Here is an 11,718-nt window from a genome sequence, read left to right as displayed (position 1 = left end):
GCTGTGGGGGGCTAGTTGGCGGACTCGAGGGTGCCGTCGACGAGCTTGACGATCATCGAGCAGTCCTGGCCGGACTGGCCGGAGTCGATGAGGCGCTGGAAAAGCTGCTGGACGTGCTCGCCGAGTTCCAGCGGGGTGCCGGTGTCCCGCGCGGCGCTGATGGCCAGGCCGATGTCCTTGTTGGCCAGTTCGGTGGTGAATGTCGGGGCGAAGTCGTTGTTGGACGCGGCGGTCGGCACGACGCCGGCCACGGGGTACCAGGTGCGCAGCGCCCAGCTGTCGCCGGAGGAGACCGACGCGATGTCCCAGAAGACCTGCTTGTCCAAGCCGAGCCGCTCGGCCAGGACCGCGCCCTCGGCGGTGGAGGCGAGGTTGATGAAGAGCATGAGGTTGTTGCAGATCTTCGCGGCCTGGCCGGTGGTGGCGCCGCCGGTGGGGATGATGTTCGCGGCCATGGGGCGGATGTATTCGGTGGCGTCGGCGACGGCGCCGGCCTCGCCGCCGATCATGAACGTCAGCGTGGCGGCCTTCGCGCCGCTCATGCCGCCGGAGACGGGTGCGTCGACGAAGCGGAAGCCGGCGGCGGCGGCGGCGTCGTGCAGGGCCTGCGCGGAGGCGATGTCAATGGTGGAGGAATCCACCAGGAGGGTCCGGGTGTCCGCGTGGGCAAGGACGCCGTCCTGGCCGAGGTACACGGCGCGGGCGTGCTCACCTTTGGGGAGCATGGTGAAGACGACGTCGGCGCCGGCGACGGCCTCGGCGATGCTGCCGGCGGCCTTGACTCCCCCGGCCTCGGCGGCGGCAACGGCTGCGCTGTTGAGGTCGAAGCCACGGACTTCGTGTCCGGCGTTTGAGAGGTTGACGGACATGGATCCGCCCATGTTTCCGAGTCCGATCCAGGCGATGACTGCCATGGCTTAAGCTCCTTTGCTTGATGTGCTGCCGGGCGCCTCGACGCGCTCCGGCGTGAAAGCCGAAACTCCGGCGCCCCGGTGTCCACCATCACACCCTGTTAGAGTGCAATCAAGGTAAAAAATCACAGATGCCATGTGCACAGATGCACAATCATGGCTCTGGCTCCGCCACACTCGCTGCAGAGGGGGACAATAGTGGACTTGCGCCGGCTACCGAGCCCCGACGACCTGCTGATCCTGCTGACCGTGGCACGCCTGGGCCGGTTCAACGCCGTGGCCGAGACGCTCGGCACCACCCACACCACCATTTCCCGCCGCGTCCTGGCCCTCGACAAACAGCTCGGCGGCCGGACGCTCGAACGCAGCCCGCACGGCTGGGAGCTGACCGAACTCGGCAGCCAGGCGGTCGCGGCGGCGGAAGCTATCGAGGGCACTCTCGGTGCCCTCTCCAGCAGCATTGCCCGCTCCGGCGACGTGGTCTCCGGCCTGGTCCGGATCAGCACCCCGGACGGCTTCGGCGCCGAATTCCTGGCCCCGGCCCTCGTCCGGCTGCAGCGGGCGAATCCGCTGCTCAACGTCGAACTGCTCAGCGCCACCCGCAAGGTGAGCCAAAACCGCTCCGGTGTGGACCTGGAAGTGGTGGTGGGCAACATGGACACCACCACCGCCCGCGCGATCTTCCTGAGCAACTATTTCCTCAGGCTGTACGCCAGTCCCGGCTATGCGCAGGAGCACGGGCTTCCGGCAACGCTCGACGACGTCCGGCAACACGGCTTTGTCTCCTACGTGGAATCGGCGCTCCAGGTCGCCGAGCTGGGCCACCGTTCAACGCAGCTGCCGGTGCCGCGGTCCAGCTTCCAGGCCACAAGCGTCTTCGCCCAGCTGGAGGCCGTCCGGCGGGGCGCCGGGATAGGCCTGCTCCCCAATTTCCTCGTGGCGGGCCGGCCGGAATTTCTGCCCGTCCTGCCGGACGACTTCCAGCGCCAGCTGCCCATCTGGGCTGTGGCCCGGCCCGAGGCGCTGCGTTCGGCCCCGGTCCGTGCCGTGCTGGAGGCGATTCGCGGCGAAATCCGGGAGCGGCAGGATGTGCTGTCCGCCTGAGGCGCCCAGCGCAGCCGGACCGGTGCCTGTGGCGTTAGCCTGCGGCGTTAGCCTGCCGCGTTAACGCAGACTGCCCGGGTCCGCGCGGTGCGCGGATCCGGGCAGTCTGCCCCCACCGGGTCTGGTGAGGCCGGTGAGGATTACCGCTTGCTGGCGGCGAGGAGGTCGGCGGTGCCACGGGCGTCGGCGGCGTCGACGTCGCGGAGCGAAATGCCGCGGGTTTCCTTCAGGAAGAACACCGCAACCAAAGTGACCACACAGGCGCCGAGGAGGTAGATGGCGACCGGGACCGAGGACTTGTACTGGCTCAGGAGCGCGACGGCGATGATCGGAGCCAGCGAACCGGCCACAATCGAGGTGACCTGGTAGCCCAGCGAGACACCGGAGTAGCGCATCCGGGTCGGGAACATTTCGGCCATGAGCGCCGGCTGGCCGGCGTACATCAGGGAGTGGAACAGCAGGCCGATGGTGATCGCGGCGAGGATGATGAAGTCGTTCTTGGTATCCATCATCGGGAAGGCGAAGAAGCCCCACGTGCCGCCGAGGATGGCGCCGGCCATGTAGACGGGCTTGCGGCCGACGTTGTCCGAGAGCCTGCCGACCATCGGAATCACGGCGAAGTGGACGAAGTGCGCCACGAGCAGCAGCAGCAGGATCCGCGAGGTGTCCGTCTGGACGACGACCTTCAGGTACGTGATCGAGAACGTGACCACGAGGTAGTAGAGGATGTTCTCGGCGAAGCGCAGGCCCATCGCGGTGAAGACGCCGCGCGGGTAGCGGCGGAAGACTTCGGCCACGCCGTAGCCCTTGTTTTCAACCTCGACTTCTTTTTGGGCCTCCAGGAAGATGGGGGCGTCCTGGACCTTGGTGCGGATGTAGTAGCCGACCAGCACGATCACGGCGGAGAGCCAGAAGGCGACGCGCCAGCCCCAGCTGAGGAAGTCGGCGGAGGACAGCACGGAGGACAGCGTGAACAGCACGGCGGTGGCGAGCAGGTTGCCGAGCGGAACGGCGGACTGGGGCCAGCTGGCCCAGAACCCGCGGGACTTGCTGGGGCTGTGCTCGGCGACGAGGAGGACGGCGCCGCCCCATTCGCCGCCGACGGCGAAGCCCTGGGCGAAGCGCAGGAAGACCAGCAGCGCCGGGGCCCAGTAGCCGATCTGCGCGAAGGTGGGCAGGCAGCCCATCAGGAAGGTGGAAACGCCCACCAGGAGGATGCTGACCTGGAGCAGCTGCTTGCGGCCGAACTTGTCGCCGAAGTGGCCGAAGACGATGCCGCCGATCGGGCGGGCGACGAATCCGACGGCGTAGGTCAGGAACGCGGCGATAATGCCGTCGAGTTCCGTGCCCGAATTGGGGAAGAACGTCTTGCCGAAGACCAGCGTGGCGGCGGAGGCGTAGAGGAAGAATTCATACCACTCCACCACCGTGCCGGCCATGGAGGCCGTTACTACCTTCTTCAGTCCGGACGTTTTGACGTCCGGCTCGTCTGCGCGCGTTGTCGCGGCGTTTTCCGTGCTCATGTGAACTCCTTCGGTGTCGCCTTCGACACCCTGCGGACCATTGGACTGAGGACGCCCGTGATGTAGGGCACATGGCGTCATTCCCCATGAGTATGGACGCTCCCGCCCTGAGCCTCAACGGCCATTAGTGCAGAGCGCATCTGCAAAAATGCACAAGCGGGCCGGCCTAGTGGCCGAAGAAGGTCCCCCGAAGCTGCCCGCTCAGCTGGCCGATTTCGGTCAGGAAGCCGTCGTGGCCGATCGGCGCTTCAATGATGTGCAGTTCCGGGCCGCCCGGCAGGGCCTCTGCCAGTTGACGGGACTGGGCCGGGAAATACAGGCGGTCCGAGTCCACGGCCGCCACCAGGAACTCGGCGGTGGCCGGAGCCAGTGCCTCCCCGAGGCTTCCGCGCCCCCGGCACACATCGTGGCTCATGAGGGCTTCGGTGATCGCGATGTAGCTGTTCGCGTCGAAACGCCGGGCCAGTTTGCTGCCCTGGTGGTCCAGGTAGCTTTCCACCTGGTAGCGCCCGCGTCCGGCCAGCGATCCGGCTTCCAGGGGCGTCTCGGACTCCTGGGCGTTGCGGCCAAACCGGCCGTCCAGTTCGGCCGCTGAGCGGTAGGTGATGTGCGCGATGCGCCGGGCGAGGGCGAGCCCTGCTTCGGGTTCCGGGCCGCCGTAGTAGTCCCCGCCCTTGAAGTGGGGGTCCTGGCGGATGGCCAGCGTCTGGGCCTGCGCGAAGGCAATCTGTTCGGCGGTGCTGCTGGCGCCGACGGAAATCACGGCGCAGCGCCGGACCCGGCCGGGAAACGTGACGGCCCATTCAAGGGCGCGCGCGCCGCCGAGCGAGCCGCCCAGCACCGCGTACCAGCTGCCGATGCCCAGGGCATCGGCCAGCCGCGCCTCGGCGGCGGCGGTGTCCCGCAGGGTGACCAGCGGGAACCGCGATCCCCAAGGGCGCCCGTCGGGGGCCGGGGTGGAAGGCCCGGTGGATCCGTAGCAGCCGCCCAGGATGTTGATCGAAACGACGAAATACTTGTCCGTGTCCACGGGAGCCCCGGGTCCGGCGAGCTGTTCCCACCAGCCGGGCTCCCCGCTCTCGCCGCGGGTCACGTGTGTGTCGCCGGTCAGGGCGTGTTCAATGAGCACGGCGTTGGAGGCGTCCGCGTTCAGGGTCCCCCACGTCTCGTAGGCGAGCACCACATCCGGCAACGGAGTCCCGGATTCGAGCTGCAGATCACCGATCCTGACGAACTGGACGGTCCCGTCAGGGGTCCGGGATGGTTTGGTTTCGGGAACACCCGTGCGGGTGACGGCAATCGTCATGTGAGGACCTATCTTCGCGCTTGCCCGCCGTCAGCTGACCGGCAGGCCAGGTCTTCACCCGGGGCACCCCGCCGCAAAAGGAGGGTTGCCGGCCAGCAAGCCGGGGCTGTCGCTGGCACTCATGACCTGGTACGAGTCTACGAAACGGGGTGCGGAAATGACGAAGATTATGACTTCCATGTGACAGCCGGACCCGTCAGCACCGCAGACTCCCCACCTTTGACAGCCGTGACCGGCGGGTCGCCCCGAAGTGCCGGCGATTCCCGGTGTCATGCCCGTAAAGGTGGGGAAATTCGGCGTGGGCTTCGGCCTAGGCGGACTTGGCCGCGCGGAATCCGGCGTCGAGGTCCGCCAGGATGTCGTCAATGTGCTCCAGTCCCACCGAAAGCCTCACCAGCCCGGGGTTCACCCCGGCGATCACCTGCTGTTCGGGCGAGAGCTGGCTGTGGGTGGTCGACGCCGGATGGATCACCAGCGACCGGACATCGCCGATGTTCGCGACGTGCGAGTGCAGTTCGAGGGCATCGACGAACCGCTTGCCGGCCTCCGCTCCCCCTGCAATGTTGAACGCCACGACGGCGCCGGTCCCCTTGGGCCCGTACTTGCGGCCGCGCTCGTACCAGGGGCTGGACGGCAGCCCGGCGTAGGCGACCGATTCGACGTCGTTCCGCCCCTCCAGCCAGTGCGCCACCTTCGTGGCGTTGGCCACGTGGCGCTCGACGCGCAGGCTCAGCGTTTCGATGCCCTGGGCGATGAGGAACGCGTTGAACGGGGACACCGCGGAGCCGAGGTCGCGCAGGAGCTGGACCCGGGCCTTGAGGATGTAGGAGAGATTCGCGCCCAGCGCGCCGCCCGCTCCGAGGTCGCGGGCATAGACCAGGCCGTTGTAGGTGGGGTCGGGGGTGTTGAAGCCGGGGAACCGCTCCGGGTCCTTCCCGAAGTCGAAGTTGCCGGAGTCCACGATCACGCCGGCGATCGCGGCGCCGTGCCCGCCGAGGTACTTGGTGGCGGAATGGACCACGATGTCCGCGCCCCACTCGATCGGCCGGATCAGGTAGGGGGTGGAGAGCGTGTTGTCGACAACCAGCGGCACGCCGGCCTCGTGCGCCACCCGGGAGACGCCCTCGATGTCCAGGACGTCCTGGCGGGGGTTGGAGACCACTTCGCCGAAGAACAGCTTGGTGTTGGGCTGGACGGCGTCCCGCCACTGGTCCAGGTTGTCCGGGTCCGCCACGAAGGTCACGGAGATGCCGAACTTCTTCAGCGTGTGCGCGAGCAGGTTGTAGGTTCCGCCATAGAGGCTGGGGCTGGCCACCACATGGTCCCCGGCCTCGGCGATATTGAGGATGGCGAACGTCTCGGCGGCCTGGCCGGAGCTGAGCAGCAGCGCCGCGAGACCGCCTTCCAGGCTGGCGACGCGCTGTTCGACGGCATCCTGGGTCGGGTTGCCGATCCGGGTGTAGATGGGCGCGAGCTCGGCGAGCGCAAAGCGGTTCGCGGCGCTTTCGGCGCTGGGGAACACGAACGACGTCGTCTGGTAGATAGGCAGGGAACGCGCGCCGGTGGCGCTGTCCGGCTCCTGGCCGGCGTGGATCTGGCGGGTTTCAAAGGACCAGGCGTTGGACATTGGTGCTCCTCGAGTCACTGGGCACAGCACCGGCCGGGGCTTTCGGCCCGAACCGGAAAAGGCGCCGCGCTTGCCCTCCGGCGGGCGCCGGACGGCCAGGTCATCACCCGGGGCACCCCACCGCGATACGAGGGTTGCCGGCCAGCAAGCCGGGGCTGTGCGCTGGCACTCATAACCTGACTCCAGTGTAGGAATGGCGGCGGAGCCCTGGATAGCTTTGTGACGAAGATGAAGACGGCCGCCGTGACGGAGCATCCGGGGCGCCGCGTTCCGCGCCCCAGGACGTCCCACGACGGTTAGGGGAGCCTAAGCTGAGAGGTCCATCACAAAGTGCCAAGATGATGGCATGCGCATGGATCACGTCTCTTACGCCTGTGAACACGATGGCTTGGCAGCCACCACTGAACGTATTGCGTCTGCCCTCGGCGTTGAAGCCGTGAAGGGTGGAGTGCACCCCCGTTTCGGGACACGCAACATGATTATCCCGCTCGCGGGACACAAGTACCTGGAAGTCGTGGAGGTCCTGAACCACCCGGCTTCCGACAAGGCCCCGTTCGGCCAGGCCGTCCGGGCACGCTCCGAGGCCGGCGGCGGCTGGATGGGCTGGTGCGTCGAGGTTGACGACCTGGCCCCGTTCGAGGAGCGGCTCGGCCGCGCCGCCGTCAACGGCAACCGGAAGTTTCCCGATGGCCGCGAACTGGTCTGGAAGCAGATCGGCATCCTGGGGCTCATCGCCGACCCCCAGGTGCCGTACATGCTCAAGTGGGAGGGCGACCCGGAGTTGCACCCGTCCAACGCCTACGCGAGCGATGTCAAGATGTCCGCACTGACCATTGCCGGTTCGGCCGAGCGCGTCACGGAGTGGCTGGGCGAACCGGTTGAAAAGCCGCTGGAAGACGTCGCCGTGAACTGGATCGCGCCGCACGGTACTCCCGGCATCCTCTCAGTCACCTTCGAGACCGCCTCCGGAGCGGTCACGATCTAACGCTCCACCCGCCCCACGCTTCGGCCGCCATCTCTTAGGTGCCAACGATGTCACCTAGGAGACGGCGGCCGAGATCATTTAAGGCCTGCTCCTAAAAGCAACGCGGGGCCACTTCGCGCCCGTCCGGGGGCTCCGGATGGGCCCGAAGGGACCCCGCCTTGCTTTGCGGGGAACTCAGCCCAGGCCCACGGCCTTGCCGAACAGGCTGAACCCCACGAACGCCACGGTGTCCAGGATGGCGTGGGCGATCACCAACGGCATCACCCGTTTGGTCCGGATGTAGAACAGCGCGAAGACGACGCCCATCACCGCGTTGCCGATGAACGGCCCGAACCCCTGGTACAGGTGATAGCTGCCGCGGAGCAGGGCGCTGGCGGCGATGGCCGCCGGCACGCTCCAGCCCAGTTTCCCGAGCCGGTCCAGCAGGTACGCCACCACAATCACTTCCTCGACCACCGCGTGCCGGATCGCGGACAGGACCAGCACCGGCACGGTCCACCAGTACGCGTCCAGGGCACTGGGGATGATCGCCGTCGTGATCCCCAGCGCCCGGCCGGCGGCGTAGAGCCCCAGGGACGGAATGCCGATGAGCGCGGCGAGTCCGAGACCCTGCAGGAGGTCCTTGCCGGGCCGGGCGAAGTCGAAGCCGATCCTTCGGAACGCCGAGGTTCCGCGCTCACCGGCCGGCCAGTGCTCGGTGAGGAAGTAGATCACGAGGGCCACCGGGACCAGGGCGAAGATGATGTCCAGCAACTGGTAGGTGAGGTCGAAGTATTCGCGTGCGCTCTGTGAGCGGTTCAGGGTGGATGTCCCCTGGGCCAGCGGCGCCGTGGTCATCTTGTCCAGCAACTGCACCAGGGAGTAGATCGCGGACTGCCCCAGCGACAACCCCAGGACAATCAACACTTCGAACCGCAGCCGACGGCGGGAGGGAACCAACATGGTTCTATCTTGCCTGCACTTGCCGATAGTTTGCTGGTGCCCGCGGGGTGCCGGCCGCGCCGGCACCCCCGGCTTTTTGGGAGCCCTATGCTAGGGGAGTATGAGTGCGCCCCGGAAAATCATCATGATCCGGCACGGCCAGTCTGCCGCCAATGCCGACACCTCGATCTACAACCGTGTTCCGGACTACCGGATCCCGTTGACCGCGCTGGGCCTGGAGCAGGCCACCGCGGCCGGGGAGGAGGTCCGGCGCCAGCTGGACGGCCGCCCCGTGTGCGTCTACGTCTCCCCTTACCTGCGCGCCTACCAGACCCTCGAGGCGCTGAATCTCGGCCCGCTCGTGGAGCGGGTGATCGAGGAACCGCGCCTGCGCGAACAGGACTGGGCCAACTTTCAGATCGCCGGCGACATCGAGGACCAGAAGGAGCTCCGCAACGCCTACGGGCACTTCTTCTACCGCTTCCGCGAGGGCGAGTCCGGTTCCGATGTGTATGACAGGATTTCTTCCTTCATGGAAACCCTGCACCGGCACTGGTCCCGGCCCGGCTATGCCCCGAACGCGCTGTTTGTGACGCACGGATTGACCATGCGGCTGTTCTGCATGCGCTGGTTCCACTGGTCGGTGGAATATTTCGAGTCCCTGAATAACCCCGAGAACGCCGAGGTCCGCACCCTGCTGCGCACTTCGCACGGCAAGTACGAGCTCGACAAGCCCTTCACGCAGTGGGAGAAGAGGCGCGTGGACGAGACCGTCCTCGACGCACCGCCCATGATGTTCTAGGGCGGCCCGGCCGGGGCCGGAGCCAGCCAGGTCAGCGGACCGGCCCGCTAACGGACCGGCTGCGCTACACCGGCGCGCCACACCGCGTGCGTCAGGGGGATGCCTGGCCGGTAGGCCAGATGCGTGGCGGAAGGCGCGTTGAGCAGGTGCAGGTCCGCGCGGTGTCCGACGGCGATCGAGCCCACCGCGCGTTCGCCGTCGGCGTCGTTCCCGGACTCCCGGCCCAGGGCCAGCGCGCCGCCGTAGGTCGCGGCGCGCACCGCCTCGTGGACGCTGAGCCGCATCTGCAGCACGGCGGTGGTGACGCAGAACGCCATGGAGCTGGTGTAGGACGTGCCGGGGTTGCAGTTGGAGGCCAGCGCCAGCTGCACGCCGGCGTCGAGCAGTTCACGGCCGGGGGCCAGCGGCTGCCGGGTGGAGAGATCGCAGGCCGGCAGGCACGTGGCGACCGTGCCGCGCTGCCCGGATCCGGGCGTGCCGCTGCCGCCGGCGGCGTCCCAGCCGGACCAGCTGCCGGCAAGGGCATCGACATCCGCGGCCGAAAGGTAGTTCACGTGGTCCACGCTCGCGGCGCCGACTTCCACGGCCAGCCTGACGCCGGGGCCCTCGCCGAGCTGGTTGCCGTGGACGCGCAGCCCCAGCCCGGCGGCCTTGCAGGCCAGCAGCACCCGGCGGGACTGGTCCTCGTTGAACGCGCCCTGCTCGCAAAAGACGTCGGCCCAGCGGACGTAGGGCAGGACTGCGGTGAGCATCGGCCCGCAGACCAGCTCCGTGTATTCTTCCGCGTCCATCCCGGCGGGCACAAGGTGCGCCCCCAGGTAAGTCACCTCGTCCGCCACGGTGGAGGCGATGCGGGCGCTGCGGGCCTCGTTCTCGAGGTCCAGGCCGTAGCCGGTTTTGGTCTCCAGGTAGGTGGTGCCCTGCGACACGGCCTCCGCGACGCGGCCCATCGCCAGCCGGGTCAGGTCGAAGTCGCTCGTGCTCCGGGTGGCGCCGGTGGTGACGGCGATCCCGCCGGCGCTGTAGCTTTCTCCCGCCATCCGGGCCTCGAACTCGGCAGTGCGGTCCCCCGCGAAGATCAGGTGCGTGTGCGAGTCGACCCAGCCCGGGAGGAGCGCCCGGCCACCGGCATCCACCCGTTCGTCCGCGGCCGGGGCGTCGGCCGCGGGCCCTAGCCAGGAAATCCGCTCCCCCTCGATCACCACCGCCGCGTCGCGGAGGACGCGGTGTTCCGCGTCCTGGGTCATCAGTTCGGCGATATTGGTGATGAGGGTACTCATGGATCCATTCTTCAGCGCCGGATGGACCAGCGGGTCGCGGCCAGCGCCTCCGCTGTCCGGGATGCCGGACTGGCCTCGGTGGACGGGGGCACAGCCGGGGTCAGGGCCGGGGCGGTGCCCTGGCCGGCGAGGATCAGCCCGGCGGCCAGTTCCGCGACGCCGGATGAGGTCTGGAATCCGTACCCGCCCTGGCCGGCGAGCCAGAAGAATCCGGTGGCCTCGGCGTCGAACCCCACCACCGGGACGCCGTCGGCCGCCTCCGTGCGCAGCCCCGTCCAGGCCGTGCGGACGTTCCGGATCCCGAGCGTCGTGATCTCGTTGAGCCGGGCGATGACCCGTTCGATGTCGCCGGGATAGGGCCGGGCGTCCTCGGGTCCGCTCGGCACGTGTTCGGCGGGCGAGATCAGGACCTGGCCGTTGTCCGGCCGGAAGTAGAAGCTGTCATCGGCCGCCGCCACCATCGGGCTGGCTTCCGGGAGGGGATTCTCGACGTCGACGATCGCCGCGGTGCGCCGGTACGGCTGCAGGCCGAGCTTCTCGACGCCGCTGAGGACGGCGAGCTCGTCGGCCCAGGCACCGGCGGCATTGACCACGACGGCGGACTGGAAGCCTTCCTGCCCGGCGCCCAGTTCCCAGCCGGTGCCCAGCCGCTGGGCGGAATGGACCCTGGCGCCGGTAATGATGTCCACGCCGCCGGCCACGGCGAGCCGCCGGTGGTCCTCGAGCAGCACGGGGGCGTTGCAGGCGAAGGACCCGGTGTCCAGCCCGGCGGCGCTGAACGAATCCGGGACCAGGGCCGGGCACAGATCCAGTGCCTCGGCGTGGGTGATCCGCTGCATGTGTCCGCTTGCCTCCGCCCGGACGGTGGCGTCGTCCCCGATCAGCATGAAGCTGCGCGGGGTGAGCACCGGTTCCGGACGTTCGGCGTCCTGGGCCGCGATGAGGTCGAGCGTCCGGACGGTGAGCTCCTGGACCACAGGCGGTCCGTAGCTGGGAATCAGTTGCCGGGCTGAGCGGGCCGAGGTGTGGTACGCCAGGGTCTGCTCGGCTTCGATCAGGGCCACGCTGCAGTGCCCGGCCAAGGCGGAAGCAAGGGACAGGCCGGCGATCCCGCCGCCGACAATTACGACATCGTAATGAGCTGACATGATCCCATCCTTGCAGATCGTCGGGTCAGGTGATCACGTCCCGGTATCCGGCGTTTGCCGCAACCTGCTCCCGGGCGAGCAACGTCAATCGGGTCCCACAGTCATCACCTG

10 protein-coding genes and 2 riboswitches are annotated in these 11,718 nt (G+C 68.3%); of the genes, 3 read left to right on the top strand and 7 right to left on the bottom strand.

Annotation, left to right across the window (positions count from 1 at the left end):
• Positions 1-11: 11 nt before the first annotated feature.
• Entirely contained in the window at positions 12-914 is a 903-nt protein-coding gene (gene mmsB / locus AC1DDH_RS14565) for a 3-hydroxyisobutyrate dehydrogenase (RefSeq protein ID WP_243179644.1), read from the bottom strand.
• A gap of 201 nt (positions 915-1,115) precedes the next feature.
• Between mmsB and AC1DDH_RS14560 the strand changes: the two genes are divergently transcribed.
• A complete protein-coding gene (locus AC1DDH_RS14560; RefSeq protein ID WP_223914225.1) occupies positions 1,116-2,015 on the top strand; it encodes a LysR family transcriptional regulator in 900 nt (299 codons plus the stop codon).
• A 140-nt stretch (positions 2,016-2,155) separates the two neighbouring features.
• On the opposite strand, the gene AC1DDH_RS14555 is transcribed toward AC1DDH_RS14560, so the two are convergent.
• The 3 genes from AC1DDH_RS14555 to AC1DDH_RS14545 all read right to left on the bottom strand — a co-directional run bounded on the left by AC1DDH_RS14555 (position 2,156) and on the right by AC1DDH_RS14545 (position 6,471).
• Complete coding sequence (locus tag AC1DDH_RS14555; RefSeq protein ID WP_476849373.1) at positions 2,156-3,538, bottom strand: MFS transporter; 1,383 nt, start codon at positions 3,536-3,538, stop codon at positions 2,156-2,158.
• A gap of 166 nt (positions 3,539-3,704) precedes the next feature.
• Positions 3,705-4,844: a homoserine O-acetyltransferase MetX gene (gene metX, locus AC1DDH_RS14550; RefSeq protein ID WP_476872751.1), complete on the bottom strand. Its 1,140-nt coding sequence runs from the start codon at positions 4,842-4,844 to the stop codon at positions 3,705-3,707.
• A gap of 11 nt (positions 4,845-4,855) precedes the next feature.
• A riboswitch (SAM riboswitch) is annotated at positions 4,856-4,971 on the bottom strand.
• 183 nt (positions 4,972-5,154) lie between these two features.
• Complete coding sequence (locus AC1DDH_RS14545; RefSeq protein WP_476887199.1) at positions 5,155-6,471, bottom strand: bifunctional o-acetylhomoserine/o-acetylserine sulfhydrylase; 1,317 nt, start codon at positions 6,469-6,471, stop codon at positions 5,155-5,157.
• A gap of 61 nt (positions 6,472-6,532) precedes the next feature.
• A riboswitch (SAM riboswitch) is annotated at positions 6,533-6,648 on the bottom strand.
• Positions 6,649-6,817: 169 nt separating this feature from the next.
• Here AC1DDH_RS14545 and AC1DDH_RS14540 point away from each other — a divergent pair.
• Complete coding sequence (locus AC1DDH_RS14540; protein ID WP_223914077.1) at positions 6,818-7,456, top strand: VOC family protein; 639 nt, start codon at positions 6,818-6,820, stop codon at positions 7,454-7,456.
• A gap of 174 nt (positions 7,457-7,630) precedes the next feature.
• Here the strand turns inward: AC1DDH_RS14540 and AC1DDH_RS14535 are convergent, their stop codons facing one another.
• Positions 7,631-8,398 carry a CPBP family intramembrane glutamic endopeptidase gene (locus tag AC1DDH_RS14535; protein ID WP_476872749.1) on the bottom strand — a complete coding sequence of 256 codons (768 nt, stop codon included), beginning with the start codon at positions 8,396-8,398 and terminating at the stop codon, positions 7,631-7,633.
• Between the two features lie 100 nt (positions 8,399-8,498).
• Here AC1DDH_RS14535 and AC1DDH_RS14530 point away from each other — a divergent pair, with 100 nt between their 5' ends.
• Complete coding sequence (locus AC1DDH_RS14530) at positions 8,499-9,179, top strand: histidine phosphatase family protein (protein ID WP_028278302.1); 681 nt, start codon at positions 8,499-8,501, stop codon at positions 9,177-9,179.
• Between the two features lie 47 nt (positions 9,180-9,226).
• On the opposite strand, the gene AC1DDH_RS14525 is transcribed toward AC1DDH_RS14530, so the two are convergent.
• Together AC1DDH_RS14525 and AC1DDH_RS14520 are read right to left on the bottom strand one after the other, a co-directional pair.
• Positions 9,227-10,459, bottom strand: a complete 1,233-nt coding sequence (locus AC1DDH_RS14525) for an amidohydrolase family protein (protein ID WP_476871581.1) — start codon at positions 10,457-10,459, stop codon at positions 9,227-9,229.
• An 11-nt stretch (positions 10,460-10,470) separates the two neighbouring features.
• Entirely contained in the window at positions 10,471-11,607 is a 1,137-nt protein-coding gene (locus AC1DDH_RS14520) for an NAD(P)/FAD-dependent oxidoreductase (RefSeq protein WP_230008567.1), read from the bottom strand.
• Positions 11,608-11,718: the final 111 nt, after the last annotated feature.

This window comes from Arthrobacter sp. 10T425 (assembly GCF_056393985.1).
Note: the sequence above shows the minus strand (reverse complement) of the source record. Positions and strands in the feature narration are given on the sequence as shown.